A 26,269-nucleotide genomic window follows, 5' to 3' on the forward strand; every position below is an offset into this window, starting at 1 on the left:
CGGCCGATGACGCCCCTCGGATCCGCCCGCGACCCCCGTGGCCGCGCCCCGTATCCCGTACGCCCGTCTCGCCAGAGGAGCCCCATGCCCCGCCACCGGCGCGCCCTGCCCGCCTGGCTCGCCCATCCCTTCCGCTGGCAGCGGCTGCCCGTGCCGTGGGCGGCGGTGACCCGGGGTGCGCTCTGCGCGGGACCGCTGCTCGGCGCGGGGCTGGCCACCGGCCACCCGGCGCCCGGCGTGCTGACCGCCCTCGGCTCGATGCTGGCCGGCGTCAACGACCGCCCCGGCACCCGGCGCACCGGCATCGTCCACATCGGCCTGCCCGCGCTGGCCTCCGCCCTCGGCATGCTGATGGGGGCCTCGCTCCGGGCGGCCGACGCGGGGTGGTGGGTGGTGCCGGCGCTGGCCGTGGTCGGCTTCGTCTCCGGCGCGGGCAGCCTCGCCGGGCCGGTGCGCTCCACCGCCGGGATGCAGATGCTCGCCGCCACCGTCCTCGGCGCCGGCATGCCGCTGCCCGGCGCGCCCTGGGCCAAGGCGCTGTACGTCCTCGCCGGCTGCCTCTGGCTGCTCCTGCTCCGCCTCGTGCTGCGGACGCCGCGCCCCGCCGGCGGCCCGCTCAGCGGTGAACGGGCCGCCGTCGCCGCCGTCTTCGACGCGCTCGCCGACGCCCTGGCGGCGGTCGGCAGTCCCGGTGCCGAGCCGGCCCGGCGCCGCCTCACCGCCGCCCTGGACCGCGCCGACGAGGCCCTGCGGCTGCGCCGCCTCACCAGCCGACTGCTGCGCCGCCCGGCCCGCACCGAGGAGTTGCTGCTGGCCGAGCGGTTCGCCGCCGCCACCGCGCTCTGCGAGGCCAGCGTCGCGCTGCTGTGGGAGGCCCGGCCGCTGACGCCCCGGGTCGCCGCGAGCCCCCGCCGGTTCGCGAACGCGCTGCGCACCGGCCGGCCACCGGGCCGGCTCTCCGCCCCGGAGAACAGCTCCGCCGCCCGCGGCGCCTTCGACCACGCGCTGCTGGACGCCGCCGTCGCGTTCGCCAGGGAACGGCCTCAGCCGCGGCCCGCGCCCGGTGCCGACGCCCCGCCCGCCCGGCCGGCGCGCGCCCGCCGCGCCCTCGGCCCGGCCGCCCGGGACTACGGGCTGCGGGTCGCCCTCTGCATCGGCGCCAGCACCGCCACCGCCCTGCTGCTCCGCGCCGAGCACTGGTACTGGCTCCCGGCGACCGTCACCTTCCTCGTCAAGCCGGACCTCGGCCCGCTGTTCTCCCGTACGGTCAACCGCTTCGCCGGCACCGCGGCCGGCGTCCTGGTCTTCGCCGCCGCCGGGCTGCTGTTCCCCGGCGACTGGTGGCCCGCCCTGATCGCCGGCGCGGCCGGCGCGCTGCTGCCGTTCGCCACCCGGCACTTCGCGCTCCAGACCGGCGCGATCACGCTGATGGTGCTGTCCTTCGTGTACGTCGGCGGCGCCCCTCAGGCCGCCGGCGAACGAATCGTCGACACCTCTCTCGCCTGCGCGATCGTGCTCGTCGTCGGCCACCTCCCACGCCTCGCCGACTCGCGCCGCCGCGTCGGCCCGCGCGTCACCGAGGCCCTGCGCAGCACCGAACGCTTCCTGCGCCACGTCCTTCAGCCGCGGCCCGACGCGACCGATCCCGCCCGCCGGCTGGCGCTGCGCCGGGACGCCTACCGGACGCTGGCCCAGGCCCGGGCGGCCGCCGAGACCGCCGCCGCGGAGCTCCGCACGGTCCGCGCCGCCGACCCCGACTGGCTGACCATCGTCACCGCCGTGGAGCGCATCGTCGACGCCGCCACCGCCTGTGCGGTCCGCCTCGACCGTGGCGCCCACCGCCCGAGCCCGGAGGAGGCCGAGCGCCTCTGCCGCGCCCTGGCCGCCATGGCCGACGCCCTGGAGGACCCGAACCGCCGCCCGCCCGGCAACCCGCCCCCGGCCCTGCGCCCCATCCCGGACTGCGCCACCCTCACCGCCGTCGCCACCGAACTGGAACGGCTCCGGGAGTACGCTCTGGCCCGCTGAGGGGACGGGCGGCCGCCCCGCACGAAGAGGGCGGGGTGGCCGCACAGTGTCCCAATGGGGCGGCGGGGGAGGGGCGTTGAGCCTCCTCCTTACGGGACAGTCCCCCTCACGGGCTCGCCTACGGGGTCCCCACCGGCACCCCCGCCGCGCCCCCGGCCGCCCGCCGTCGCCGCCGGACCGCCTCCGCCGCCCCGCCGAGCACCAGCGCGGCCGCCACCAGCAGGGCGCTGACCCACAGCGGGGCGCGGTAGCCGAAGCCCGCGGCGAGCGCGACGCCGCCCAGCCAAGGGCCGGCCGCCGCGCCCACGTTGAGCGCCGCGGTCGCGAAACCGCCGCCCAGCGTGGGCGCTTCGGACGCCGCATAGAGCACCCGCGCGATCAGGGTGGAGCCGACCGCGAACGACAGCGTTCCCTGGACGAAGACCAGCGCGACGACGGCCACCGCATCGCCGGCCGCCAGCGCGAACGCCACCCAGCCCACGAGCAGCGCCGCGCCGCCGAGCGCGAGCACCGGCCGGGGCCGCCGGTCCGCCAGCCGCCCGCCGGCCGTGACGCCGACGAACGAGCCGAGCCCGAACAGCGCCAGCACCACCGGCACTCCGGCGGCCCCGAACCCGGTGACGTCGGTGACCAGCGGCGCGAGGTAGGTGAAGGTGCAGAAGGTGGCACCGTTGACCAGCGCGCCCAGCAACAGGGCCACCAGCAGCCGCGGGCGGCGCAGCGCCCGCAACTCACCGCGCGCGTCCGGCGCCACAACGCCCGCACCGTCAGGACCGGCCGCAACACCCGCCCCGCCCGGCACCGACCGCACCAGCGCGACGACCGCCGGCACCGACACCGCGGCCACCGCCCAGAACGCCGCGCGCCAGCCCCACTCCTGCCCCAGCACGGCACCCGCCGGAACGCCCGCAATACAGGCCAGCGTTGTGCCGCCCAACAGGACGGAGGTCGCCCGCCCCTTGGCGTCGGGCGCGACCAGCGCGGCCGCGGTCGCCAACGCCACCGCCAGGAAGCCGGCGTTGGCCAGCGCCGCCACCACGCGGGTGGCCAACAGCACCGCGAAGCTGGTGGTCACCGCGCCGACGACATGGACCAACAAGAAGGTGACCAGGAAGACCAGCAGCGCGCGCCGCCGCGGCCAACGCCGGCTCAGCAGCGCCATCAGCGGCGCCCCGATCACCATCCCGACCGCGAACGCCGACGTCAGCGCGCCCGCGGCCGGGATGGACACCGCCAGATCGGCGGCGATGTCCGGAATCAGCCCGGACAGCATGAACTCGGAGGTGCCCTGCGCGAAAACCGCCAGCGCGAGCACATAGAGAACGAATGGCATCGACAAGATCTCCGCAACCACACGGTGGACCGGCCCGGACCGCGGGGCGCCGTCGGCGGGGCCAACGGCGCGCGGAGGGACCGGTGAAGGAAGCGGCAGCCCCGGCTACCGCGATGACAAGACCTGCCCGGTACGGGCGGCCCGGTGGTGGGAGAAGACCTCTACGTGGCGGCGCGCAACGGCGCCCGCCGGCACGACGGCAGCCCAAGGGGGCGGCGCCGCGGCCGCGGAACGGCAACGTGAGGAGCCACCGGACGACGCCCGGTGGCTAGCGTCTTGAGGACTCGGGGCTGAACATGATCCGCAGGCTAACCGCGCGCCCCGGCCCGCGTCCACGGCTTTATCCGCGCCCGGCCGTCACGCCGGGACCGGCCCGGCGACGACACCGCGCGGCGGCGGGAGGCCGTCCCGCCGCCGCACGGTGAGGTCGCCGAACGTCAGCGCCCCTTCATGTCGTTGAGCAGCCCGGCCCGCCGCAGCGCGTCCGCCATCGCGTCGTTGACCGGTGCGGCGTCCCGGCCGCCGCCGCGGCGCTCGCCGCCTCGCTGGCCACCGCCCTGCCGCTGCCGCGGCGCGCCGCCCCGGCTGCCCTCGCGCGGCCCCTTGCCACCGCCGGCGCCGCCGCGCCGCTCGCCGCCACCGGCCGGCGCGCCCTTGCCGGGCTCGTCATCCAGCCGCAGGGTCAACGAGATCCGCTTGCGCGGGATGTCGACGTCCAGCACCTTGACCCGGACGATGTCGCCGGGCTTGACCACGTCCCGCGGGTCCTTGACGAAGTTCTTCGACATCGCCGACACGTGCACCAGGCCGTCCTGGTGGACACCGACGTCCACGAACGCCCCGAAGGCGGCGACATTGGTCACCACGCCCTCCAGGACCATCCCCGACTGGAGGTCGCCGATCTTCTCCACGCCGTCCTTGAAGGTCGCGGTGCGGAACTCGGGACGCGGGTCCCGGCCCGGCTTCTCCAGCTCCTGGAGGATGTCGGTCACCGTCGGCAGCCCGAAGGAGTCGTCCACGAAGTCGTCCGGCCGCAGCGAGCGCAGCACCGCCGTGTTGCCGATCAGCGAACTCACCTCGCCGCCCGCCGACTTCACCATCCGCCGCACCACCGGATACGCCTCCGGGTGCACGCTGGAGGCGTCCAACGGATCGTCGCCGCCCCGGATCCGCAGGAACCCCGCGCACTGCTCGTACGCCTTGGGGCCCAGCCGCGGCACGTCCTTGAGGGCCTTGCGGGAGCGGAACGGGCCGTTGCCGTCCCGATGGGTGACGATGTTCTCGGCCAGGCCCGAGCTGATGCCGGAGACCCGGGCGAGCAGCGGCGCGGAGGCCGTGTTGACGTCCACGCCAACGCCGTTGACACAGTCCTCGACCACCGCGTCAAGCGAGCGTGACAGCTTGGTCTCGGCCAGGTCGTGCTGGTACTGGCCGACCCCGATCGACTTGGGGTCGATCTTGACCAGTTCGGCCAGCGGGTCCTGGAGACGGCGGGCGATGGACACCGCGCCGCGCAGCGACACGTCCAGCTCCGGCAGCTCCTGGGAGGCGAACGCGGAGGCCGAGTACACCGAGGCGCCGGCCTCCGACACCATCACCTTCGTCAGCTTCAACTCCGGCTGCGCGGCGATCAGTTCGGCCGCCAGCTTGTCGGTCTCCCGGGAGGCGGTGCCGTTGCCGATCGCGATCAGCTCGACCCGGTGCTCCCGGGCCAGCCGCGCCAGGGTCGCCAGCGCCGCGTCCCACTTCTGCTGCGGCACGTGCGGGTAGATCGTCTCGGTCGCCGCCACCTTGCCGGTCGCGTCCACCACGGCGACCTTCACGCCCGTGCGGAAACCGGGGTCCAGACCCATCGTGGCGCGCGTCCCGGCGGGCGCCGCCAGCAGCAGATCGCGCAGGTTCGCGGCGAAGACCCGGACCGCCTCGTCCTCGGCGGCCTGCCGCAGCCGCAGCCGCAGATCGATCCCGAGGTGCACCTGGACACGGGTGCGCCAGGCCCAACGGACCGTGTCCTGAAGCCACTTGTCGGCCGGCCTGCCCCGGTCGGTGATCCCGAAGCGGTGCGCGATCGACCGCTCGTAGGAGCTGGGGCCCTCCCCGGTCTCCGCCGGGTCCTCCGGCTCCAGGTTGAGGTCGAGGACGTCCTCCTTCTCGCCGCGCAGCATCGCCAGCACCCGGTGCGAGGGCAGCTCGGTGAACGGCTCGGCGAAGTCGAAGTAGTCGGCGAACTTGGCGCCTTCCTCCTCCTTGCCGGCCCGCACCTTCGCCGCGACCCGGCCGCGCGTCCACATCCGCTCGCGCAACTCGCCGATCAGGTCCGCGTCCTCACTGAACCGCTCGGTGAGGATCGCCCGCGCGCCCTCCAGAGCCGCGGCCGGATCGGCGACGCCCTTGTCCGCGTCCACGAACGCCGCAGCCGCCGCGGCCGGTTCCACCGACGGGTCGTCAAGCAGCCCGTCGGCCAGCGGCTCCAGCCCCGCCTCGCGGGCGATCTGCGCCTTGGTGCGGCGCTTGGGCTTGAACGGCAGGTAGATGTCCTCCAGCCGGGCCTTGGACTCCGCCCCGCGGATCTGCGCCTCCAGCGCGGCGTCCAACTTGCCCTGGGACCGCACGGACTCCAGGACGGCGCTCCGCCGCTCCTCCAGCTCCCGCAGGTAGCGCAGCCGCTCCTCCAGGGAGCGCAGCTGCGCGTCGTCGAGCATCTCGGTCGCTTCCTTGCGGTAGCGCGCGATGAACGGGACGGTCGAGCCGCCGTCGAGCAGTTCGACCGCGGCCTTCACCTGCCGCTCCTTGACGCCGAGCTCGTCGGCGATCCTCGCTTCGATGGACCCGAGGGCCCCGATGGGCTCAGTGGCTGCCGTCACGTTGATCCTGCCCGCCTTCCAGCGACTTGCCTTGAAGCCTGCATTGTGCCGGTTGGCGGCCCGGGCTGTCGCACCGCACGGCCGGGAGCGCCGGGGTGTGAGAAGTCGCACGCGCCCCGGCGCTCACCACGGGCTACTCGTCGCTGAACAGCTGCTGGGGGAACGCCCCGGCCTCCATCAGACGCGCCGTGAACCCGGCCGCCAGCTCGGTCAGCCGGGCCACGCCCGCCGCCCCCAGATGCTCGTACGGCGCCCGGTCCAGCCGGTCCGTCGCCCGCTCCAGGTCCTTGCGCAGCGCCACTCCGGCCTCGGCCAGTTCGTCCCCGGCGGTCAGCAACCCCCGTTCGCGCAGCCGTTCCTGTGCGGCCGTCAGCTCCTCGGGCGTCCAGCCGCGGGTCGCCAGGATGCCGCGGTAGCTCATCCCGCGCCCGCTGGCGGTGTGTGTGACCAGCGCCTCCACCGGGTCCAGTTCGGCGTCCAGCAGCGTCATCAGGTGGCCGTCGCCGCGGTGTTCGCGCAGCAGCGTCGTGGCGTACCAGTAGGCGAGGTGCGGGGCGTCCGGTACCGGCAGGTCGGCGTGTGCGGCGTACAGCGGCCGGGCGTGCGGGGTGCAGCCCTCGACGGCGCGCAGCGCCAGCCCGGCCGCCTCCGCCATCTCCGGCGACTCCACCACGGCGTCGCCGAGCTGCCGGCGCAGCGAGGCGTCCACCGCGCGCAGTCGGGCGTCCAGGACGGCCGCCGGCGTGGTCACCGTCCAGATCTGCGGGAAGTGCTCCGCGATCAGTGCGGGCTTGAAGGAGAAGAAGGTCGCGGCCACCGTCCCGGGGCCCACCGCGCCTATCGCCGCGCTCCGGGCGGCGAAGTACCCGGCACGCCCCTCGGGAACGCCCAACCCGGTGAGCTCCGCGGCGAGTTCGGGGGCGAAGTAGTGCGCCGAGTGGAAGGGGTTGAGGGCGTTGTGACAGTGCCGTCCGGCCCGTTCGGGCAGTGCGCTGGAAGAGGTCATGCGAGCAGGTTACCGACCCGTTGGTATGTCGCTGCGGGGAGCTCCCCCCAGCGGGGTTCCCGGCCCTGCCGCGGCAGGAAGGCAGAAAGGCAGGAAAGGTGGGAAACTCGTCATTGCCGCCATCGCCCCCGCTGACCAGGATGGACGGCATGGAACAGCGCGACGTGCTGGTCGTCCTCTACGACGGCGTGCAGAGCCTCGACGTCTCCGGACCGGTCGAGGTCTTCAGCGGTGCCGAGCGCGCCACCCCCGGCGCGTACCGCATCCGCACCGCGAGCCTGGACGGCGCCCCGGTCCGCACCACCAGCGGCCTGACCCTGGTCCCGGACACCACGCTGGACGCCGCCGCGCCCCCGCACACCCTCCTCGTCCCGGGCGGCGAGGGCACCAGGGCCCCCGACCCCCGCCTGATCGCCTGGCTGCGGGCGCGAGCCCCGCACACCCGCCGCAAGGTCTCGGTGTGCAGCGGCGCCTTCCTGCTGGCCGCGGCCGGCCTGTTGGACGGGCGCCGGGCCACCACCCACTGGGTGCTGTGCGCCCAACTCGCCGCCGCGTACCCGGAGATCAGCGTCGCCCCCGAGCCGATCTACGTCCGCGACGGTGACGTGGCCACCTCCGCGGGCGTCACCGCCGGCATCGACCTGGCGCTGGCGCTGGTCGAGGAGGACCTCGGCCGCGACCTCGCCCTGACCGTCGCCCGCCACCTCGTCGTCTTCCTCCGCAGGCCGGGCAACCAGACCCAGTTCAGCGCCCAGCTCGCCGCCCAGACCGCCGAGCGCCGCCCGCTGCGCGACGTCCAGCAGTGGATCTCCGAGAACCCCGCGGCGGACCTCTCCGTCGAGGCGCTGGCCGACCGCGCCCGGCTCTCCCCACGGCACTTCGCCCGCGCCTTCCGCGACGAGACCGGGATGACGCCCGGCCGCTACGTCGACCGGGTCCGCCTGGAGGCGGCCCGCCGGCGCCTGGAGGACACCACCGACGGCATCGAGCGGATCTCCCGGCAGTGCGGCTATGGCACCGCCGAGGCGATGCGCCGCGCCTTCGTCCGGGTCCTCGGCGCCTCCCCGGCCGAGTACCGCCGCCGCTTCCGACCCGCCCCGCCGTCCCTGTAGCGGCCCCACCGACCGCCACCCGACCACTTCCCACCGCACCAGGAACGAGGCCCCCATGCAGATCGCCATCGTGCTCTACGACCGCTTCACCGCCCTCGACGCCATCGGCCCCTACGAGACCCTCGGCCTGATCCCGGGCGCCGAGGTGGTCTTCGTCGCCGAACGCACCGGCCCGCACCGCACCGACAAGGGCTCCCTCCGGGTGGCCGTGGACGCCACCTTCGCCGACGTCACCGCGCCGGACCTGGTCGTCGTCCCCGGCGGCCCCGGACAGACCGCGCTCATGGACGACGGCCCGCTGCACGACTGGCTCCGGGCCGTGGACGCCGGCACCACCTGGACCACCTCGGTGTGCACCGGCTCGCTCATCCTCGCCGCCGCCGGCCTCCTCAAGGGCCGCCGGGCCACCTCCCACTGGCTCGCGCTGGACCAACTGTCCACCTACGGCGCCGAACCGACGGGGGAGCGGGTGGTCTTCGACGGCAAGTACGTCACCGCCGCCGGCGTCTCCTCCGGCATCGACATGGGCCTCGCCCTCGCCGGCCGGATCGCCGGCGACCACGTCGCGCAGACGATCCAGCTCGGCATCGAGTACGACCCGCAGCCGCCCTACGACGCGGGCGCCCCGGACAAGGCCCCGGCCGACGTCGTCGCGGCCCTGCGTGAAGGCGGCCGCGCCCTCCTGGCCGGCGAGCGGTGGCGGGACCAGGTCGCCGACGGGAAGTGACGGTGCGACGACCCTAGGGGGCGGCGGCCCCGGCTCAGCCCGCCGGCCACCGGAAGCGTGGCGCCCTGCGCTCCAGGAAGGCCGCCGCCCCCTCCGCGGTCTCGCCGCTCTCCCGCGCCCGCGCCGCCCAGTGGGCCCCGCGCGCCTCGGCCGCCTCCGCCGGCACGTCCCAGGCGCCGTCGACCAACTCCTTCGCCGCGGTCTGGGTCAGCAGCGACCGGCTCGCCAGCACCGCGGTGAACTCCGCGATCCGCTTGTCCAACTCGCCCTCGGCCAGCACCTCGTCCACCAGCCCGGTCCGCAGCGCCCGCGCGCAGTCGATCAACTCCCCGGAGAACAACAGGTACTTGGCGGCCGACGGCCCCACCAGACGGACCAGCCGCCGGGTCGCCGACGCCGGATACGCCACCCCCAACTTGGCCGGCGTCACCCCGAACAGCGCCCCCTCCTCCGCGAACCGCAGATCGCAGGCGGCCGCCAACTGGGCGCCGCCGCCGACGCAGTAGCCGCGTATCGCCGCCACCGTCGGCCGCGGAAAGGCCGCCAGCGCCTCCTCGGCTTCCACCGCCAGCCCCTGCGAGGCGCCCGACGCGTCCCGCAGCGACCCGATGTCCGCCCCCGCGCAGAACGTACCGCCGTCCCCGGTCAGCACCAGCGCCCGCACCGCGGGGTCCGCCGCCAGCCGCGCCAGCAGCGACGGCAACTCCCGCCACATCCCGACGGTCATCGCATTGCGCTTGCCCGTATTGCTGATGGTGACGGTGGCCGTGCCGCCGTCGACCTGCGTCCTCAGAGCCGGTTCCATGCCGGGATATTAGAGCGACCCCGAAATGTCGTGCCGGATACCATCGGCGGTCTGATGTCTGCCACCCTCGTCGCCAAAGACCTCGCCGCCGGCCACGGCGAGCGCGTCCTGTTCTCCGGCCTGGACCTCGTCGTCGCCCCCGGCGACGTGATCGGTCTGGTCGGCGCCAACGGGGCGGGCAAGTCCACCCTGCTGCGCCTGCTGGCCGGCCTGACGCCCCCGGAAGAGGGCGCCCTCGCGCTCAGCCCGCCCTCCGCCACCATCGGCCACCTTCCCCAGGAGCCCGACCGGCGCCCCGGCGAATCGGTCCGCGCCTTCCTCGCCCGCCGCACCGGCGTGGCCGAGGCCCAACGCGCCCTGGACACCGCCACCGAGGCCCTGGCCGACGAGCGCCCCGGCTCCGACGACGCCTACGCCACCGCCCTGGAGCGCTGGCTGGCCCTGGGCGCCGCCGACCTCGACGACCGCGCCGAGGAGACCGCCGCCCAACTCGGCCTGGCCGTCAGCCTCGACCAGCCGATGACCGCCCTCTCCGGCGGCCAGGCCGCCCGCGCCTCGCTCGCCTCCCTGCTGCTCTCCCGCTACGACGTCTTCCTCCTCGACGAGCCCACCAACGACCTCGACCTGGACGGCCTGGGCCGGCTGGAGTCCTTCGTTTCCGGGCTGCGCGCCGGCACCGTCCTGGTCAGCCACGACCGCGAGTTCCTGGCCCGCACGGTCACCCGCGTCGTCGAACTCGACCTCGCCCAGCAGCAGGTCAACACCTACGGCGGCGGCTACACCGCGTATCTGGAGGAGCGCGAACGGGCCCGCCGGCACGCCCGCGAGCGCTACGAGGAGTACGCCGACACCAGGTCGGCCCTGGAGACCCGCGCGCACACCCAGCGCAACTGGATGGAGAAGGGCGTCCGTAACGCCCGTCGCAAGGCGAGCGACAACGACAAGATCGGTCGCAAGGGCCGCGTGGAGGCCACCGAGAAGCAGGCCGCCAAGGCCAAGCAGACCCAGCGGATGATCGAGCGGCTGGAGGTCGTCGAGGAGCCCCGCAAGGAGTGGGAGCTGCGGATGGAGATCGCCGCTGCACCCCGCGCCGGCGCCGTGGTGGCCACCCTCCGGCAGGCCGAGGTGCGCCGCGGCGCCTTCCGCTTCGGCCCAGTGGACCTCCAGATCGACTGGGCGGACCGGGTCGCCATCACCGGCCCCAACGGCTCCGGCAAGTCCACCCTGCTCGCCGCCCTCCTGGGCCGGCTGCCGCTGGACTCCGGCGCGGCCGCGCTCGGCCCCGGCGTGGTCGTCGGCGAGATCGACCAGGCCCGCGGCCAGCTCTTCCACGGCAGCGGCGACCCCACCCTGCTGGACGCCTTCCGAGCCGCCGTCCCGGACCTGGCCCCCGCCGACGTGCGTACCCTGCTCGCCAAGTTCGGCCTCACGGCGGCCCATGTGCTGCGCCCTGCGCACACCCTCTCGCCAGGGGAGCGCACCCGCGCCGCCCTGGCCCTCCTCCAGGGCCGCGGCGTCAACCTCCTGGTGCTCGACGAGCCCACCAACCACCTCGACCTGCCGGCCATCGAACAACTGGAGTCCGCGCTCGCCTCGTACCCGGGCACCCTGCTCCTGGTCACCCACGACCGCCGGATGCTGGCGGCGGTGCACACCACGCGCCGCATCGAGGTCGACGGCGGACGGATCACCGACCGGCAGGTGTGACCACCCCCGGCGACCGCTCCTGCATTCGATTTGTCACCGCGCCGGCCGCCCCGTAAGGTATTCCAGGTCGACGCGGGGTGGAGCAGCTCGGTAGCTCGCTGGGCTCATAACCCAGAGGTCGCAGGTTCAAATCCTGTCCCCGCTACTGAAGAGACAGTGGACCCGGTGCCCAGGCACCGGGTCCACCGTCGTTTTCGTATCCCGCTCGCCCTGCCCCCTCCCGCAATACGCGGTATACCGGGACAAAGTGGTCCTCGATCGAGGAGGTGGCGATGGTCGGCAGATCCAAGTCCTCCCGGCGCAGCCCGGCGGCCCGACTGGGGCGCAGCTTCGGACTGCTCGCGGCGCTCGGCACCATCCTCGTACTGGCCGGAATCGTGGGGCTGATCTACGTCGGCGTGGCCACCCTCACCACGATGCTGCTCTTCGGCTGGCTGCTGCTGATCGGCGGCCTGGTGGGGCTGGCGCAGGCCATCCAGTCCCGGGGCACGAGCTTCTTCTGGCTCGCGGTGATCGTCGCGGCGCTGAACATCGCGGCCGGCGTGGTGGTGATCCGCCGCCCCGACGTCACCGCCGCCGCGCTGACCATGTTCGCCGCCCTGCTCTTCCTGGCCGGCGGGCTGTTCCGGCTGGTCGGCTCCGTCGTGGTCCGCGGACCGCAGTTCGGCTGGACGCTCCTCCAGGGCGTCATCGGCCTGCTGCTCGGCGTCCTGGTGCTCGCCAACTGGCCACACAGCAGCCTCTACGTCATCGGCACCTTCTTCTCGCTGGAGCTGCTCTTCGACGGGCTGGGCCTGCTCGCCATGGGGCTCAGCGGTCGGCGGGTGGTCGACATGGTCGAGGGCGGCAGAGTGGCTTGATCCCTACCCCGGCGCGGACGGATTTGTCCGGGCGCCGGGAACGCCCCGCGATGCCGCGCCGAAAATACGAAAGTAAAGCGACGGGGCGTGTCACGAGGCCGATCAATTCCGCCAGAATCGACCAATTGCCGTCGATAGGCGCTGACTTGTGTTCAGGAGGCCGGCCAGGACCGGCGCATTCTCAACACTCGTCCTGTGAGGATGCCTTCCGGACCCCCTGCAGAACCTCCCGAGGAGCTGACCTCCCCGCTCGCGTACGAAGGTGTCTGGCGGTTCACCGCCCCGGCACTGGAGTCGTCGGTGCCCCAGGCACGCCACGCGGTCCGGGATCTGCTCGCCGAACAGCGCGTGCCCGTCGCCGACGACGTCCTCGACGGGCTGTTGCTGATCGTCTCCGAACTCGTCACCAACGCCGTCCGGCACGCCGCGCTGCTCTCCCCGCAGATCGCCGTCCAGCTCACCCTCGGCGCCGGCTGGCTGCGGATCGCGGTCGAGGACGACCACCCCTACCGCCCCAAGGCACTTGAGGCGGACGAGGGGGACATCGGCGGCCGCGGCCTGTGGCTGGTCAAGGTGCTCACCGCGGAGGTGGGCGGCAAGTGCGATGTGGAGCTCACCGCCGGCGGCGGCAAGGCCATCTGGGCCGAGCTGCCGCTGACCCCGCTGGCTACCAGCCCGCCGACTGCCCGGTGAGCTCCCGAACCGCCGGACGCGCCGCGTCCAGCACGGTCATGAACCACGCCGAGAACGGCACCTGGGCATGCCGCTCGGCCAGCTCCGCCGGCGTGACGAAGGCGGTCTCGGAGATCTCCTCCGGGTCCGGCGCCGGCGCGGTGCGCAGCAGCCCCACGAACAGGTGGTTGTACTCCTGCTCCACCAGACCGGAGTCCGGATCGGGATGGTTGTAGCGCACCGTCCCGGCCTCGGCCAGCAGCGCCGGGGCCACCCCGAGCTCCTCCGCGGTCCGCCGGGCCGCCGCCGCGAACGGCGTCTCCCCGGGATACGGGTGGCCGCAGCAGGTGTTGGACCACACGCCGGGGGAGTGGTACTTCGACAGCGCCCGACGCTGGAGCAGCAGTCGCCCCTTCTCGTCGAAGAGGAAGACCGAGAACGCCCGGTGCAGCTGCCCGGGCGGCTGGTGCGCCGCCAGCTTCTCCGCTGTGCCGACCGTCCTGCCGTCCTCGTCGACCAGCTCCAGCATGATCGGATCGGCGGCGCCGTCCGGTGCCCCCACCGCAGAAGTTCCGGCGGTCTGTCCCTTGGGAGGTGTGATCGGCATGCCCATCCTTGTCGTCGTTCGTCGGTGTCAAGTCTGCCCCACCAGGCCGGCCGTCATCGGCAGAGCGCCGCCCGGTGCGGCCACGGCCGCGGGCCCACGGCCGGCATGGCCCTCGCCACAGCCGCCCCACGGCAACCGTGACCAGCCCCCGCATATCCGGCACCCGGCCCGTCGGCCAGTTGTTCCGGCGCGCCCCGATCCACCATGATGATCGCGGCAGGCGCAGCCGTCGGTCACCCGATCGAGTGGTGAATGCACGGTGAACGGCCGCATCCCGCGATCAGATAGCCTCTGCCGACGTGCCCCCGGCCTTCCACGGCCCGGTGTGCCACGCCCGCCGCCCGGGTAGTTCGTGCCGAATGCGGACCGACCGGCGCTGCTCGTCAGCATCCAAGGAGTGAGTTCGTCTGTCGACCGCCATCCTCACCGGTCCGCCGGTCGCCGGGTCGTCGCTCGAAGCCGACCTGCGCGCACTGGGTTTCGAGGTCCGCGCGGCCGATGACCCGGCCGGCGCCGCCGAACTCCTCGCCGAGGCACCCGCCCAGGAGCGGGTGGCCCTCGTGGACCCGCGCTTCGTCGGGCACCTGCACGCCCTGCGGCTCGCCCTGACCGACCCCCGCTTCCCGGCCGCCGCCGTGCCCGGCGCGCTCACCGTGCAGCCCGCGGCCCGCGCCGCGCTGGACCGCGCCGCCGGCCGCATCCCGGTCGGCGCCGGCACCGCGCACCTGACGGACGTGCTCACCGACACCCTGACCGAGGCGCTCGACCGCGCCGACGTCGGACTGCACCGCGTCGAGCCGGGCGCCCTGGTCGCCACCCTCGCGCTGACCCCCGCCCAGCGGGAGGAGGCCCGCGAGGCGGTCGCCGCCGTCGACGACGAGGCGGTCCGGCTGCGCACCGCGGTCAAGTCCCGCGACGGCTTCTTCACCACCTTCTGCATCAGCCCCTACTCCCGCTACCTCGCCCGCTGGTGCGCGCGCCGCGGCCTGACCCCCAACCAGGTCACCACCGCGTCCCTGCTCACCGCGCTGATCGCGGCGGGTAGCGCGGCCACCGGCACCCGCGGCGGCTTCGTCGCCGCCGGCGTACTGCTGCTGCTCTCCTTCGTCCTGGACTGCACCGACGGGCAGCTGGCCCGCTACTCGCTCCAGTACTCGACGCTGGGCGCCTGGCTGGACGCCACCTTCGACCGCGCCAAGGAGTACGCGTACTACGCCGGGCTCGCCCTCGGCGCGGCCCGCGGCGGGGACGACGTATGGGCGCTGGCGCTCGGCGCGATGATCCTCCAGACCTGCCGGCACATCGTCGACTTCGCCTTCAACGAGGGCAGCGACTTCGAGGGCGGCGCCGGCGCCGCCGGCCCCGCGGTGGCGCTCTCCGACCGGCTCGACAGCGTCGGCTGGACGGTCTGGGTGCGACGGATGATCGTGCTGCCCATCGGCGAACGCTGGGCCATGATCGCCGTGCTCACCGCGCTCACCACCCCCCGCATCGTCTTCTACGCCCTGCTCGTCGGCTGCGCGCTGGCCGCCTGCTACACCACCGCCGGCCGGGTGCTGCGCTCCCGGGCCCGGCGCGCCCGCCGCACCGACCGTGCCGCCCGCGCGCTCGCGGAGCTCGCCGACTACGGCCCGCTGGTCGAACTGCTCACCCGCCGCGGCAGCGGCCGCGGCCGGACCGGTTCCCTCCTGGCACCCGTTATGGCGTTTCTCTCGTCCGCGGTGCTGCTGGTGTGGCTGATCTCGCAGCCACAACCGGCGTCCTGGCTCACCGTCGGCGTCGCCGCCTGCTCCACGCTGCTGGCCGCCGCGGCGCTGTCCCGCCCGCTCAAGGGCGCCCTGGACTGGCTCGTCCCGCCCTTCTTCCGGGCCGGCGAATACCTCACGGTGCTGGTGCTGGCCGCCCGCTCGGACGCCCATGCGGCGCTGCCCGCGGCGTTCGGGCTGGTCGCGGCGGTCGCCTACCATCACTACGACACGGTCTACCGCATCCGCGGTGGCGCCGGGGCCCCACCGCGGTGGCTGGTCCGGGCCACCGGCGGGTACGAAGGGCGGATCCTCGTGGTCGCCGTCCTGGCCGCCGCGCTGCCCGCCACAGGTTTCGCAGTCGCGCTCACGGCACTCGCTGTGCTCTTGGCGCTGCTGGTGCTCGCCGAGAGCATCCGCTTCTGGGTGGCCGCTCACAAGCACGGCGCACCCGCCGTTCACGATGAAGGAGAACCCGCATGATCGGCCTCGTGCTGGCCGCCGGCGCCGGACGGCGTCTGCGCCCCTACACCGACACCCTGCCCAAGGCGCTGGTGCCGGTCGATGGGGAGAAGACCATCCTCGACCTGACCCTCGGCAACTTCGCCGAGATCGGTCTCACCGAGGTCGCGATCATCGTCGGCTACCGCAAGGAAGCCGTGTACGAGCGCAAGGAGGCCCTGGAGCAGCAGTACGGCCTCAAGATCACCCTCATCGACAACGACAAGGCCGAGGAGTGGAACAACGCCTACTCCCTGTGGTGTGCCCGTGACGTGATCGCGGCCCATGACTCGGTGATCCTCGCCAACGGCGACACCGTGCACCCGGTCTCCGTCGAGCGGGACCTGCTCGCCGCGCGCGGCGACGGCCAGCAGATCATCCTCGCGCTGGACACCGTCAAGCAGCTCGCCGACGAGGAGATGAAGGTCGTCGCGGACCCCGCCAAGGGCGTCCGGAAGATCACCAAGCTGATGGACCCGGCCGAGGCGACCGGCGAGTACATCGGCGTCACCCTCATCGAGGGCTCCGCCGCCGCCGAGCTGGCCGACGCCCTGAAGACCACCTTCGAGCGGGACCCCGACCTCTACTACGAGGACGGCTACCAGGAGCTGGTCAACCGCGGCTTCAAGGTCGACGTGGCCCCGATCGGCGACGTCAAGTGGGTCGAGATCGACAACCACGACGACCTCGCGAAGGGCCGTGACATCGCATGCCTGTACTGACCCGCCTCATTCCGTCCCCGGTCGTCGTCGACATCAGCGCCGGCGCCCTGGACGACCTGGCGGGCGTGCTGGCCGACCAGCGCATCTCGGCTTCCGGCAAGCTCGCCATCGCGATCAGCGGTGGCTCGGGGGCCCGGCTGCGCCAGCGGCTGGCCCCCGCCCTGCCGGGCGCCGAGTGGTACGAGGTCGGCGGCGGCACCCTCGACGACGCGATCAAGCTCGCCGACGCCATGAAGAAGGGCCACTACGACGCGGTCGTGGGCCTGGGCGGCGGCAAGATCATCGACTGTGCGAAGTTCGCCGCGGCGCGCATCGGCAAGCCGCTGGTGGCGGTCGCGACCAACCTGTCGCACGACGGGCTGTGCTCGCCGGTCGCCACCCTCGACAACGACGCGGGCCGCGGCTCGTACGGCGTGCCCAACCCGATCGCCGTGGTGATCGACCTCGACATCATCCGCGAGGCCCCGGTCCGCTTCGTCCGCTCCGGCATCGGCGACGCGATCTCCAACATCTCCGCGGTCGCGGACTGGGAGCTCTCGCACCGGGAGACCGGTGAGGACATCGACGGGCTGGCCGCGGCGATGGCCCGGCAGGCCGGCGAGGCCGTGCTGCGCCACCCCGGGAGCGTCGGCGACGACAACTTCCTCCAGGTGCTGGCCGAGGGCCTGGTCCTCACCGGCATCTCGATGTCGGTGGCCGGCGACAGCCGCCCCGCCTCGGGCGCCTGTCACGAGATCAACCACGCCTTCGACCTCCTCTTCCCCAAGAGGGCGGCGAGCCACGGCGAGCAGTGCGGCCTCGGTGCCGCCTTCGCCACCCACCTGCGCGGCGACCGCGAGACCGCGGGGCTGATGGTGGAGGTGCTCCAGCGCCACGGCCTGCCGGTCACCCCGGGCGACATCGGCTTCACCGACGACGAGTTCGTGCAGGCCGTCGAGTTCGCCCCGAAGACCCGTCCGGGCCGCTACACGATTCTGGAGCACCTGGACCTGACCACCGACCAGATCAGGGACGCATACGCCGACTATGCCGAAACCATCAGTAGCTGAACTCCGCCCGGTCGTTCACCCCGAGGGCGTGAAGGACCGGCGCAGCGGTGAGCACTGGGCCGGCCGCCTCTACATGCGGGAAATCTCGCTGCGCTGCGACCGGTACCTGGTGAACACCAAGGTCACGCCCAACCAGCTGACCTACCTGATGACCGTCTTCGGCGTCCTCGCCGCCCCGGCGCTGCTGGTGCCGGGGATCTGGGGCGCCGCGCTCGGCGTGCTGATGGTCCAGCTCTACCTGCTGCTCGACTGCGTCGACGGCGAGGTCGCCCGCTGGAAGAAGCAGTTCTCGCTCGGCGGCGTCTACCTGGACCGGGTCGGCGCCTACCTGTGCGACGCGGCGGTGCTGGTCGGCTTCGGCCTGCGCGCCGCCGACCTGTGGGGCCCCGGCCGGATCGACTGGCTCTGGGCGTTCCTGGGCACCCTGGCCGCGCTCGGCGCGATCCTGATCAAGGCCGAGACCGACCTGGTCGGTGTCGCCCGGCACCAGGGCGGGCTGCCGCCGGTCAAGGAGGCGGCGGCCGAGCCGCGTTCGTCCGGAATGGCGCTGGCCCGCAAGGCCGCCGCGGCGCTCAAGTTCCACCGGCTGATCCTCGGCATCGAGGCGTCGCTGCTGATCCTGGTGCTGGCGATCGTGGACGCGGTCCGGGGCGACCTGTTCTTCTCCCGGCTCGGCGTCGCGGTGCTGGCCGGCATCGCGCTGCTCCAGACCCTGCTGCACCTGGTGTCCATCCTCGCCTCCAGCAGGCTCAAATGACCGGGGCACCCCGCATGCGACTCGGGGCGGTCGTCCTCACCATGGGCAACCGCCCCGCCGAGCTGCGCGCGCTGCTGGAATCCGTCGCCAAGCAGGACGGCGATCCGATCGAGGTGGCGGTCGTCGGCAACGGCGCCCCGCTGCCGGAGTTGGACGTCCCCGGGCTCGCCGTGCGGACCGTCGAGCTGCCGGAGAACGTCGGCATCCCGGCCGGCCGCAACGTCGGCATCGAGGCGTTCGGCCCGGGCGGCCGGGACGTGGATGCGCTGCTGTTCCTGGACGACGACGGGCTGTTGCCGAACGCCGACACCGCCGAGCTGTGCCGGCAGGCGTTCGCCGCGGACCCGAAGCTGGGCATCATCAGCTTCCGCATCGCCGATCCGGACACCGGGCTGACCCAGCGCCGGCACGTCCCGCGGCTGCGCGCCTCCGACCCGATGCGCTCCTCGCGGGTGACCACCTTCCTCGGCGGCGCCAACGCGGTCCGCACCGCGGTCCTCTCCGAGGTCGGCGGCCTGCCCGACGACTTCTTCTACGCCCATGAGGAGACCGACCTGGCCTGGCGGGCACTGGACGCCGGCTGGCTCGTCGACTACCGGGCGGACCTGGTCCTGCACCACCCCACCACGGCCCCGGCCCGGCACGCGGTCTACCACCGGATGGTGGCCCGCAACCGGGTCTGGCTGGCCCGTCGCAACCTCCCCGCCCCGCTGGTACCGGTCTACCTCGGTGTCTGGTTCCTGCTCACCCTCGCCCGCCGGCCATCGTTGCCCGGACTGCGGGCCTGGCTGGGCGGATTCAAGGAGGGCTGGTCAACGGCCTGCGGTCCTCGGCGTCCCATGAAGTGGACTACCGTGTGGCGCCTGACCCGGCTGGGCCGCCCTCCCATCATCTGACAAGCTCGTATCTGAGAGCATCAGGCGCGAACCGGGGCGTCCCCGGCAGCGCACCTTGAGGACGAAAGTGTCAACTGTGAGCGAGACTACGCACGACAGTGCGGTCGCCATGAGTGCCCCGCCATCCGCCGACGAAGGTCTCAGCCCCCTCCAGCGGGCCGAGAAGTACGGACTGGCGCAGAGCGGGGCCCGGCCCAGCCTTGTGGAGTACGTCCGGCAGCTTTGGGCCCGCCGGCACTTCATCTCCGCCTTCGCCAGCGCCAAGCTGACCGCGCAGTTCAGCCAGGCGAAGCTGGGCCAGGTCTGGCAGGTGGCGACGCCGCTGCTGAACGCGCTCGTCTACTACCTCATCTTCGGCGTGCTGATCGGCACCAGCCGTGGCGTCCCGGACTTCGTCCCGTTCCTGGTGACCGGCGTCTTCATCTTCACCTTCACCCAGAGCTCGGTGATGGCCGGCACCCGGGCGATCTCCGGCAACCTCGGCCTGGTGCGCGCCCTGCACTTCCCACGCGCCTGCCTGCCGATCTCGTTCTGCCTGATGCAGCTGCAGCAACTGCTGTTCTCCATGGGCGTGCTGGTGGTCATCCTGCTGGCCTTCGGTCAGGTGCCGGCCTGGTCCTGGCTGCTGGTGCTGCCCGCGCTGCTGCTCCAGTTCGTGTTCAACACCGGCCTGGCGATGATCATGGCCCGGCTCGGCAGCAAGACCCCGGACCTGGCGCAGTTGATGCCCTTCATCATGCGGACGTGGATGTACGCGTCCGGCGTGATGTTCAGCATCAGCGTGATCCTCAAGGGCAAGCACGTCCCGCACTGGGTCGAGGTGCTGCTCTACGGCAACCCGGCCGCGGTCTACATCGACCTGATCCGCTTCGCGCTGATCGACAGCTTCCGGGCGAGCCAGTTGCCGCCGCACGTCTGGGCGTTCGCGCTCGGCTGGGCGGTGCTGGCGGGCGTCGCGGGCTTTGTGTACTTCTGGAAGGCTGAGGAGCGGTACGGACGTGGCTGAGCAGATGGAAGGCGTCCAGCCGACCGAGGTGGCGCAGGAGCAGATCCCGACGGTGATCGCCGACGAACTGCACATCGTCTACCGGGTTTACGGCACCGGCGCGGGCAAGGGCAGCGCGACCGCGGCGCTCAGCCGCATCATCCGGCGCCGGCCGTCGATGGGCATGCGCGAGGTGCACGCGGTCAAGGGCGTCTCCTTCACCGCGTACAAGGGCGAGTCGATCGGCCTGATCGGCTCCAACGGTTCCGGCAAGTCGACGCTCCTGAAGGCGATCGCCGGGCTGCTGCCGGCCGAGCGCGGCAAGGTCTACACGCACGGTCAGCCCTCGCTGCTGGGCGTGAACGCGGCCCTGATGAACGACCTGACGGGCGAGAAGAACGTCATCCTCGGCGGCCTGGCCATGGGCATGTCCCGCGAGCAGATCCGCGAGCGCTACGACGGCATCGTCGACTTCTCCGGCATCAACGAGAAGGGCGACTTCATCTCCCTGCCGATGCGCACCTATTCGTCCGGTATGGCGGCCCGGCTGCGGTTCTCCATCGCGGCCGCCAAGGACCACGACGTGCTGCTCATCGACGAGGCGCTGGCCACCGGCGACCGGGCCTTCCAGAAGCGTTCCGAGGCCCGCATCCGCGAGCTCCGCAAGGATGCGGGTACGGTCTTCCTCGTCAGCCACAACAACAACTCGATCCGGGACACCTGTGATCGTGTGCTGTGGCTGGAGCGGGGCGAACTGCTGATGGACGGCCCGACCGACGAGGTCATCAAGGCGTACGAGAAGGAAACGGGCAAATAGCCCGTCCCATCGCGCAAGGCCCTCGCGAGTCCGTTCGCGGGGGCCTTCGAACGTGAAGAAATGGTCAACTCCCGTGAATGCGGGAACGGTTGAGCGTCCTGTGGCGTTGGTTAGATCGTTGCCCGAGGCTTCGGTACCCGATCGATCAGCCTCTAGATGTACGGCGTAAGCTGTACGGGTACTGAACGGAAAAATTGGTGCAAGTCGGGCAAAATTCACCTCGGCGAGCGACGGAGCTCGATCGGAGGGTGCCCCTCCACTTTCAGCTACGCTCATCGAGCGGGGGGCGCCCCCGCGCTGCGGCGTGTCCGAAATGGGTTGTTTTGGGTCGGCGGTGTAGAACGGGAGACGTGACGGCAATGGCTACTGGTTCGCTCCGGCTCCACAACGCGCCGGGTAGCCCCCGGTGAGCCGAGGAGACGAGCAGGCGCGTCGCGCCTTCCTTCGGAAGGTGGCGGTGAGTGGCGGGAGGGACCACACGCGCACCGTGCTCGATCAAGCCGCGCACGAGAACTTCCCCGTCGCGCCCTTCTTCCTGCCCCGCGCCTGGCGCGCCGACCTGATGGCCCTGTACGGCTTCGCCCGCCTCGTCGACGACATCGGCGACGGCGACCTGGCCCCCGGTGGCGGCGACGCCGTCCTGCTCGGCCTGGAGCGCACCCAGTACGACGACCGCCCGGCGCTGCTCGACGCCCTGGAGGCCGACCTCCACCGGGTCTTCAGCGACCGCGCGCCCGGCCCCAAGCACCCGCTGATGCGCCGGCTCGGCCCGACCGTCCGCCGCTGCGCGCTGACCCCCGAGCCGTTCCTCGGCCTGATCGAGGCCAACCGCCAGGACCAGCGGGTCAGTCGCTACGCCACCTACGACGACCTCGCCGCCTACTGCGAGCTGTCCGCCAACCCCGTCGGCCGGCTCGTGCTCGGCGTCACCGGCACCTCCAGCCCCGAACGCATCCGCCTCTCGGACGCCATCTGCACCGCGCTCCAGATCGTCGAACACATCCAGGACGTGGCCGAGGACCTCAGTCGGGACCGGATCTACCTCCCCGCCGACGACATGAAGAGCTTCGGGGTCACCGAGGCCGATCTGGCCGCGCCGACCGGCGGGCCGTCCGTGCGGGCGCTCATCGCCTTCCAGGCCGAGCGCGCCGGGGAACTGCTGGATCAGGGTGCGCCGCTGGTGAACAGCGTGCACGGGCGGCTCCGACTGCTGCTGGCCGGCTTCGTCGCCGGCGGGCGCGCCGCGCTCCAGGCGGTCGCCGCCGCCGACCACGACGTGCTCCCCGGACCGCCCAAGCCGACCAAGCTCAGCCTGCTGCGCGAGGTCGGGGCGACATTGCGACGAGAGGGGTGAGTCGGACCGTGGAGACGACCACACAGATGTCCGCGCCGGTGCTCGCTGCGTACCGCTACTGCGAGACGGTCACCGGGCAGCAGGCGCGCAACTTCGCGTACGGGATCCGGCTGTTGCCGGCCGACAAGCGGCAGGGGATGTCGGCGCTGTACGCCTTCTCTCGCCGGGTCGACGACATCGGCGACGGCGCTCTCGACCTCGACGCCAAGCGCCGGCGCCTGGAAGAAACCCGCGCCCTGCTCGCCCGCATCAAGGACGGCCGGATCGCCGAGGACGACACCGACCCGGTGGCCGTCGCGCTCGCCGACACCGCCCGGCGCTTCCCCGTTCCGCTCGACGCGTTGGACGAGTTGATCGACGGAGTGCTGGCGGACGTCCGCGGCGAGACCTACGAGACCTGGGACGAGCTGAAGGTCTACTGCCGCTGCGTCGCCGGGGCGATCGGCCGGCTCTCACTCGGAGTGTTCGGCACGGTACCCGGCGCACTCGACGCCGAACGCGCCCCCGAATACGCCGATACGCTGGGGCTTGCGCTCCAACTCACCAATATCCTCAGAGATGTTCGCGAAGACGCGGGCAACGGGCGGACGTACCTCCCGGCCGAGGACCTCGCCAAGTTCGGCTGCTCGGCCGGGTTCAACGGTCCGGTGCCGCCGCCCGGCGCCGACTTCACCGGGCTGGTGCAGTTCGAGGTCCGGCGGGCCCGCGCGCTGTTCGCGGACGGCTTCCGGCTGCTGCCGATGCTCGACCGACGCAGCGGCGCCTGCGTGGCGGCGATGGCCGGGATCTACCACCGGCTGCTGACACGGATCGCCGACGACCCGGAGGCGGTGCTCCGCGGGCGGGTCTCGCTGCCCGGCCGGGAGAAGGCGTTCGTCGCGGTGCGCGGGCTCTCCGGGCTCGACGCGCGGGCGATTGGCCGCCGGCAGGCGGTCAGGAGGCGGGCATGACGTGCCGGACCGCGCACCCCGGTCATGATCCGGAATCGGTGCGGCGGGCAACCCTCCGCCGGACGGAGGCGTCCTTGACAGGCGTGAGGGGGGAGAACGCATGACAGCGGGAGCCACGCTGCCCGGGCGCGACCCGATCCGACCCTCCGGCCGTCCCGAAGGGGCGGCCGCGGTGGTCATCGGGGGCGGAATCGCGGGCACCACCGCGGCGTTGGCGCTGGCCGACGCGGGCCTGCGGGTCACGCTGGTCGAGGGCCGGCCGCGGCTCGGCGGACTGGTCTTCTCCTTCCGCCGCGACTCGGCCGTCGGCCCGCTGACCGTCGACAACGGCCAGCACGTCTACCTGCGTTGCTGCACCGCCTACGGCGACCACCTGGCGCGGCTCGGCGCCGAGCGCCTGGCACCGCTCCAGGAGCGGATGGACGTACCGGTCCTGGACGCCGACCTGATGCGGCTCGGCCGGTTGCGGCGCACCGCCCTGCCGGTGCCGCTCCACCTCGCCAAGAGCCTGGCGCTCTACCCGCATCTCTCGCTCGCCGAGCGGGCCAGCGTGGTCCGCGCCACCCTCGCGCTCCAGCAACTGGACCCGGCCGACCCGGCGTTGGACGCCACCGACTTCGGCAGCTGGCTGCGCCGCCACGGCCAGAGCCCGCGCGCCGTCGAGGCTTTGTGGGACCTCGTCGGCGTCGCCACCCTCAACGCCCCAGCCGGCGAAGCCTCGTTGGGCCTGGCCGCCAAGGTCTTCAAGACCGGGCTGCTCTCCGAGCCCGGCGCCGCCGACATCGGCTGGGCCCGGACCCCGCTCGGCGAGCTCCACCACACCCGCGCCGCCGCCGCACTGGAGGCGGCCGGCGTCCGCACCGCCCTGCGCACCCGGGCCGCGGCCGTCACCCGCGACGGCGCCGGCTGGCGGGTCGCGGTGGAGAACGGCCCGCACGGCACCGAGACGCTCGCCGCGGACACGGTCGTGCTCGCCGTGCCGCAGCGCGAGGCGCACGCCCTCCTGCCGGACGGTGCCCTGCCCGACCGGGACCGGCTGCTGGACATCGGCACCGCACCGATCCTCAACGTCCATGTCATCTACGACCGCAAGGTGGTGCGCCGCCCGTTCTTCGCCGCGGTCGGCTCGCCGGTCCAGTGGGTCTTCGACCGCACCGACGCCTCGGGGCTGGCCCGCACCGCCGGCCACGAACGCAGCCAGTACCTAGCCCTCTCGCAGTCCGCCGCGCAGCAGGAGATCGACCAGCCGGTCGCCAAGCTCCGTGCCCGCTACCTCCCCGAGTTGGAACGGCTGTTGCCGGCCGCCCGGGGCGCCCGGATCCTCGACTTCTTCGTCACCCGCGAGCGCACCGCGACCTTCGCGCCCGCCCCCGGCGTCGGCCGGCTCCGCCCGCCCGCCCGCACCCAAGCCCCCGGCCTCTTCCTGGCCGGAGCGTGGACCGCCACCGGGTGGCCCGCGACCATGGAGAGCGCCGTCCGCAGCGGCACCGCAGCCGCCCGTGAGGCACTTTCCGAACTCGGCGTCCCGCAGGCCCAGTTGCCTCAGGAGGCGGCATGACGACGCATACGCGTGCCCGCACGAGCACAAGCATCGGAAACAGAGGAGAAACCGTGGCTTCCCCGGCTATCGACACCGCGAGCGTCACCGCGCTGCTGGAGCGCGGGCGGACACTCGCCACTCCCGTGCTGCGTGCCGCCGTGTCCAGGCTCGCCCCTCCCATGGACACCGTCGCCGCCTACCACTTCGGGTGGATCGACGCGGCCGGCAACGCCAGCGACGGTGACGGCGGCAAGGCCGTGCGGCCCGCGCTCGCCCTGCTCTCCGCCGAGGTCGCGGGCAAGGGCCCCGAGGTCGGCGTGCCCGGCGCGGTCGCCGTCGAGCTGGTGCACAACTTCTCGCTGCTGCACGACGACCTGATGGACGGCGACGAGCAGCGCCGGCACCGCGACACCGTCTGGAAGGTGCACGGCCCGGCCCAGGCCATCCTCGTCGGCGACGCACTGTTCGCGCTGGCCAACGAAATACTGTTGGAGCTAGGCACCGTCGACGCGGGCCGCGCCACGCGTCGACTGACCGTGGCCACCCGCAAGTTGATCGACGGTCAGGCCCAGGACATCTCCTACGAGCACCGCGAGCGGGTCACCGTCGAGGAGTGCCTGGAGATGGAGGGCAACAAGACCGGCGCGCTGCTGGCCTGCGCGGTCTCCATCGGTGCCGTCCTCGGCGGCGCCGACGACCGCACCGCGGACATCCTGGAGCGCTACGGCTACCACCTCGGTCTCGCCTTCCAGGCCGTCGACGACCTGTTGGGCATCTGGGGCGACCCGGACGCCACCGGCAAGCAGACCTGGAGCGACCTGCGGCAGCGCAAGAAGTCGCTGCCCGTCGTCGCCGCGCTCGCGGCCGGCGGGTCGGCCTCGGAGCGGCTCGCCGGGATCCTGGCCGCCGACGCCAAGAAGACCGAGACCGAGATCGCCGACTTCACCGAGGAAGAGTTCGCCTCCCGCGCGGCGTTGATCGAGGAGGCCGGCGGCCGCGAGTGGACCTCCGAGGAGGCCCGCCGTCAGCACGCCACCGCCATCGCAGCCCTGGACGAGATCGACATGCCCGAACGGATCCGTGCGCAGCTCGTCGCGCTCGCGGACTTCGTCGTCGTACGAGAGAGATGATGGCCATCACCACGCAATAGCTCGCAGTCGCCGGCCGGCGCCGTCCTGGCGCCGGCCGACGGAATCCCTGGTCACGCATTGACAGTTCACTGCACGAAGGGG

Annotated in this window: 22 protein-coding genes and 1 tRNA gene; 18 read left to right on the forward strand and 5 right to left on the reverse strand. The window is 73.1% G+C overall.

Features of this window, described 5'->3' with window-relative positions; genetic code table 11:
• Positions 1–84: 84 nt before the first annotated feature.
• Complete coding sequence (locus tag ACFVFQ_RS29235) at positions 85–2,028, forward strand: FUSC family protein (RefSeq protein ID WP_383421653.1); 1,944 nt, start codon at positions 85–87, stop codon at positions 2,026–2,028.
• A gap of 118 nt (positions 2,029–2,146) precedes the next feature.
• Here ACFVFQ_RS29235 and ACFVFQ_RS29240 read toward each other — a convergent pair whose 3' ends face one another.
• The 3 genes from ACFVFQ_RS29240 to ACFVFQ_RS29250 form a co-directional block, all read right to left on the reverse strand.
• The gene (locus tag ACFVFQ_RS29240) at positions 2,147–3,361 is read right to left on the reverse strand and encodes a Cmx/CmrA family chloramphenicol efflux MFS transporter (protein WP_383421656.1); all 1,215 of its coding nucleotides are present in this window, start codon (positions 3,359–3,361) and stop codon (positions 2,147–2,149) included.
• A 437-nt stretch (positions 3,362–3,798) separates the two neighbouring features.
• Positions 3,799–6,225, reverse strand: coding sequence for a Tex family protein (locus ACFVFQ_RS29245; RefSeq protein WP_383421659.1), 2,427 nt, complete (start codon positions 6,223–6,225; stop codon positions 3,799–3,801).
• Between the two features lie 133 nt (positions 6,226–6,358).
• Entirely contained in the window at positions 6,359–7,231 is an 873-nt protein-coding gene (locus tag ACFVFQ_RS29250; RefSeq protein WP_383421662.1) for a hypothetical protein, read from the reverse strand.
• A gap of 149 nt (positions 7,232–7,380) precedes the next feature.
• Between ACFVFQ_RS29250 and ACFVFQ_RS29255 the strand changes: the two genes are divergently transcribed.
• Both ACFVFQ_RS29255 and ACFVFQ_RS29260 read left to right on the forward strand, forming a co-directional pair.
• Entirely contained in the window at positions 7,381–8,343 is a 963-nt protein-coding gene (locus ACFVFQ_RS29255; RefSeq protein WP_383421665.1) for a GlxA family transcriptional regulator, read from the forward strand.
• 55 nt (positions 8,344–8,398) lie between these two features.
• Positions 8,399–9,070 carry a DJ-1/PfpI family protein gene (locus ACFVFQ_RS29260; protein WP_383421670.1) on the forward strand — a complete coding sequence of 224 codons (672 nt, stop codon included), beginning with the start codon at positions 8,399–8,401 and terminating at the stop codon, positions 9,068–9,070.
• Positions 9,071–9,104: 34 nt separating this feature from the next.
• Here ACFVFQ_RS29260 and ACFVFQ_RS29265 read toward each other — a convergent pair whose 3' ends face one another.
• Positions 9,105–9,875: an enoyl-CoA hydratase/isomerase family protein gene (locus tag ACFVFQ_RS29265; protein WP_383421673.1), complete on the reverse strand. Its 771-nt coding sequence runs from the start codon at positions 9,873–9,875 to the stop codon at positions 9,105–9,107.
• Positions 9,876–9,929: 54 nt separating this feature from the next.
• Between ACFVFQ_RS29265 and ACFVFQ_RS29270 the strand changes: the two genes are divergently transcribed.
• The 4 genes from ACFVFQ_RS29270 to ACFVFQ_RS29285 all read left to right on the forward strand — a co-directional run bounded on the left by ACFVFQ_RS29270 (position 9,930) and on the right by ACFVFQ_RS29285 (position 13,135).
• The gene (locus ACFVFQ_RS29270) at positions 9,930–11,582 is read left to right on the forward strand and encodes an ABC-F family ATP-binding cassette domain-containing protein (protein WP_383421676.1); all 1,653 of its coding nucleotides are present in this window, start codon (positions 9,930–9,932) and stop codon (positions 11,580–11,582) included.
• A gap of 71 nt (positions 11,583–11,653) precedes the next feature.
• Positions 11,654–11,727: transfer RNA gene (locus ACFVFQ_RS29275), tRNA-Met, on the forward strand.
• 127 nt (positions 11,728–11,854) lie between these two features.
• Positions 11,855–12,442 (forward strand): HdeD family acid-resistance protein, encoded by a 588-nt coding sequence (locus ACFVFQ_RS29280; protein ID WP_383421679.1) that lies wholly within the window; start codon positions 11,855–11,857, stop codon positions 12,440–12,442.
• A 201-nt stretch (positions 12,443–12,643) separates the two neighbouring features.
• On the forward strand, positions 12,644–13,135 hold the full coding sequence (locus ACFVFQ_RS29285) for an ATP-binding protein (protein WP_383421682.1): 492 nt from the start codon (positions 12,644–12,646) through the stop codon (positions 13,133–13,135).
• Here ACFVFQ_RS29285 and idi read toward each other — a convergent pair.
• Positions 13,110–13,721: an isopentenyl-diphosphate Delta-isomerase gene (idi, locus tag ACFVFQ_RS29290; protein ID WP_383421685.1), complete on the reverse strand. Its 612-nt coding sequence runs from the start codon at positions 13,719–13,721 to the stop codon at positions 13,110–13,112. The two genes, ACFVFQ_RS29285 and idi, sit on opposite strands and share 26 nt — an antisense overlap.
• A 407-nt stretch (positions 13,722–14,128) precedes the next feature.
• On the opposite strand from idi, the gene ACFVFQ_RS29295 reads away from it, so the two are divergent.
• From ACFVFQ_RS29295 to ACFVFQ_RS29345, 11 genes are all read left to right on the forward strand, one after another.
• Positions 14,129–15,949, forward strand: coding sequence for a DUF5941 domain-containing protein (locus ACFVFQ_RS29295; RefSeq protein WP_383421832.1), 1,821 nt, complete (start codon positions 14,129–14,131; stop codon positions 15,947–15,949).
• Positions 15,946–16,689 (forward strand): sugar phosphate nucleotidyltransferase, encoded by a 744-nt coding sequence (locus ACFVFQ_RS29300; RefSeq protein WP_383421688.1) that lies wholly within the window; start codon positions 15,946–15,948, stop codon positions 16,687–16,689. The genes ACFVFQ_RS29295 and ACFVFQ_RS29300 overlap by 4 nt, the downstream gene beginning before the upstream one ends.
• On the forward strand, positions 16,677–17,738 hold the full coding sequence (locus ACFVFQ_RS29305; RefSeq protein ID WP_383421691.1) for an iron-containing alcohol dehydrogenase family protein: 1,062 nt from the start codon (positions 16,677–16,679) through the stop codon (positions 17,736–17,738). Before ACFVFQ_RS29300 ends, ACFVFQ_RS29305 begins: the two co-directional genes overlap by 13 nt.
• The gene (locus tag ACFVFQ_RS29310) at positions 17,716–18,495 is read left to right on the forward strand and encodes a CDP-alcohol phosphatidyltransferase family protein (RefSeq protein ID WP_383421694.1); all 780 of its coding nucleotides are present in this window, start codon (positions 17,716–17,718) and stop codon (positions 18,493–18,495) included. The genes ACFVFQ_RS29305 and ACFVFQ_RS29310 overlap by 23 nt, the downstream gene beginning before the upstream one ends.
• On the forward strand, positions 18,492–19,391 hold the full coding sequence (locus ACFVFQ_RS29315) for a glycosyltransferase family 2 protein (RefSeq protein ID WP_383421697.1): 900 nt from the start codon (positions 18,492–18,494) through the stop codon (positions 19,389–19,391). Before ACFVFQ_RS29310 ends, ACFVFQ_RS29315 begins: the two co-directional genes overlap by 4 nt.
• A 76-nt stretch (positions 19,392–19,467) precedes the next feature.
• On the forward strand, positions 19,468–20,397 hold the full coding sequence (locus ACFVFQ_RS29320; protein WP_383421700.1) for an ABC transporter permease: 930 nt from the start codon (positions 19,468–19,470) through the stop codon (positions 20,395–20,397).
• 4 nt (positions 20,398–20,401) lie between these two features.
• On the forward strand, positions 20,402–21,193 hold the full coding sequence (locus ACFVFQ_RS29325; protein WP_383421833.1) for an ABC transporter ATP-binding protein: 792 nt from the start codon (positions 20,402–20,404) through the stop codon (positions 21,191–21,193).
• A gap of 487 nt (positions 21,194–21,680) precedes the next feature.
• On the forward strand, positions 21,681–22,547 hold the full coding sequence (gene hpnC / locus ACFVFQ_RS29330; RefSeq protein ID WP_383421703.1) for a squalene synthase HpnC: 867 nt from the start codon (positions 21,681–21,683) through the stop codon (positions 22,545–22,547).
• Between the two features lie 26 nt (positions 22,548–22,573).
• A complete protein-coding gene (gene hpnD / locus ACFVFQ_RS29335) occupies positions 22,574–23,497 on the forward strand; it encodes a presqualene diphosphate synthase HpnD (RefSeq protein ID WP_383421835.1) in 924 nt (307 codons plus the stop codon).
• 100 nt (positions 23,498–23,597) lie between these two features.
• Positions 23,598–25,055: a hydroxysqualene dehydroxylase HpnE gene (gene hpnE, locus ACFVFQ_RS29340; protein WP_383421706.1), complete on the forward strand. Its 1,458-nt coding sequence runs from the start codon at positions 23,598–23,600 to the stop codon at positions 25,053–25,055.
• Positions 25,052–26,167: a polyprenyl synthetase family protein gene (locus ACFVFQ_RS29345; protein ID WP_383421711.1), complete on the forward strand. Its 1,116-nt coding sequence runs from the start codon at positions 25,052–25,054 to the stop codon at positions 26,165–26,167. The genes hpnE and ACFVFQ_RS29345 overlap by 4 nt, the downstream gene beginning before the upstream one ends.
• The last annotated feature ends 102 nt before the right edge of the window (positions 26,168–26,269 follow it).

Source organism: Streptomyces sp. NPDC057743 (assembly GCF_042798755.1).
GTDB lineage: Bacteria > Actinomycetota > Actinomycetes > Streptomycetales > Streptomycetaceae > Streptomyces.

What these genes read in the sequence shown, in the direction of transcription:
- ACFVFQ_RS29235 (WP_383421653.1), top strand. Translation starts at nt 85, where the DNA reads ATGCCCCGCCACCGGCGCGCCCTGCCCGCCTGGCTCGCCCATCCCTTC.
- ACFVFQ_RS29240 (WP_383421656.1), bottom strand. Translation starts at nt 3,361, where the DNA reads ATGCCATTCGTTCTCTATGTGCTCGCGCTGGCGGTTTTCGCGCAGGGC.
- ACFVFQ_RS29250 (WP_383421662.1), bottom strand. Translation starts at nt 7,231, where the DNA reads ATGACCTCTTCCAGCGCACTGCCCGAACGGGCCGGACGGCACTGTCAC.
- ACFVFQ_RS29255 (WP_383421665.1), top strand. Translation starts at nt 7,381, where the DNA reads ATGGAACAGCGCGACGTGCTGGTCGTCCTCTACGACGGCGTGCAGAGC.
- ACFVFQ_RS29260 (WP_383421670.1), top strand. Translation starts at nt 8,399, where the DNA reads ATGCAGATCGCCATCGTGCTCTACGACCGCTTCACCGCCCTCGACGCC.
- ACFVFQ_RS29265 (WP_383421673.1), bottom strand. Translation starts at nt 9,875, where the DNA reads ATGGAACCGGCTCTGAGGACGCAGGTCGACGGCGGCACGGCCACCGTC.
- ACFVFQ_RS29270 (WP_383421676.1), top strand. Translation starts at nt 9,930, where the DNA reads ATGTCTGCCACCCTCGTCGCCAAAGACCTCGCCGCCGGCCACGGCGAG.
- ACFVFQ_RS29280 (WP_383421679.1), top strand. Translation starts at nt 11,855, where the DNA reads ATGGTCGGCAGATCCAAGTCCTCCCGGCGCAGCCCGGCGGCCCGACTG.
- ACFVFQ_RS29285 (WP_383421682.1), top strand. Translation starts at nt 12,644, where the DNA reads ATGCCTTCCGGACCCCCTGCAGAACCTCCCGAGGAGCTGACCTCCCCG.
- idi (WP_383421685.1), bottom strand. Translation starts at nt 13,721, where the DNA reads ATGCCGATCACACCTCCCAAGGGACAGACCGCCGGAACTTCTGCGGTG.
- ACFVFQ_RS29300 (WP_383421688.1), top strand. Translation starts at nt 15,946, where the DNA reads ATGATCGGCCTCGTGCTGGCCGCCGGCGCCGGACGGCGTCTGCGCCCC.
- ACFVFQ_RS29305 (WP_383421691.1), top strand. Translation starts at nt 16,677, where the DNA reads ATGCCTGTACTGACCCGCCTCATTCCGTCCCCGGTCGTCGTCGACATC.
- ACFVFQ_RS29310 (WP_383421694.1), top strand. Translation starts at nt 17,716, where the DNA reads ATGCCGAAACCATCAGTAGCTGAACTCCGCCCGGTCGTTCACCCCGAG.
- ACFVFQ_RS29315 (WP_383421697.1), top strand. Translation starts at nt 18,492, where the DNA reads ATGACCGGGGCACCCCGCATGCGACTCGGGGCGGTCGTCCTCACCATG.
- ACFVFQ_RS29325 (WP_383421833.1), top strand. Translation starts at nt 20,402, where the DNA reads ATGGAAGGCGTCCAGCCGACCGAGGTGGCGCAGGAGCAGATCCCGACG.
- hpnD (WP_383421835.1), top strand. Translation starts at nt 22,574, where the DNA reads ATGTCCGCGCCGGTGCTCGCTGCGTACCGCTACTGCGAGACGGTCACC.
- hpnE (WP_383421706.1), top strand. Translation starts at nt 23,598, where the DNA reads ATGACAGCGGGAGCCACGCTGCCCGGGCGCGACCCGATCCGACCCTCC.
- ACFVFQ_RS29345 (WP_383421711.1), top strand. Translation starts at nt 25,052, where the DNA reads ATGACGACGCATACGCGTGCCCGCACGAGCACAAGCATCGGAAACAGA.